Origin of the sequence: Staphylococcus pasteuri, from assembly GCF_030547725.1 — a bacterium.
Classification (GTDB): Bacteria; Bacillota; Bacilli; order Staphylococcales; family Staphylococcaceae; genus Staphylococcus; species Staphylococcus pasteuri.
In genome coordinates, this window is record NZ_JAUOQO010000230.1 from 1 (window position 1) to 287 (window position 287).

Consider the following 287-nt stretch of genomic DNA (forward strand, 5'->3'; position numbering starts at 1 on the left):
TCCCTACCCCGCGCTTTTTTTGTGACTTTTGAGCTGAACACCACATCACCGTACTGCGCCTCTAAGCTTCCGCTAAACCATTCATTCATCGGAGATATAGTAAAACCCTGTGTTGTGACTGCCATTGATATAGCTACGGTTAAATTGCCCGCTATCTTTAAATAGGGTAATGGTACCACTTTAAGCTCTTTACCCATCGTTTCATCTTGAGCGCATTGAACCACATTATAGGTGTAAGCGTTCTTGAGGTGATCGCCGTGCACGTAATCAATTACTTTCTTTAAGAC

At 43.2% G+C, this 287-nt stretch carries 1 protein-coding gene; it reads right to left on the reverse strand.

Features of this window, described 5'->3' with window-relative positions; all coding sequences use genetic code 11:
• Positions 1-287: hypothetical protein (locus Q4528_RS13495; RefSeq protein ID WP_303522039.1), on the reverse strand; the 287-nt coding region annotated here is incomplete at both ends.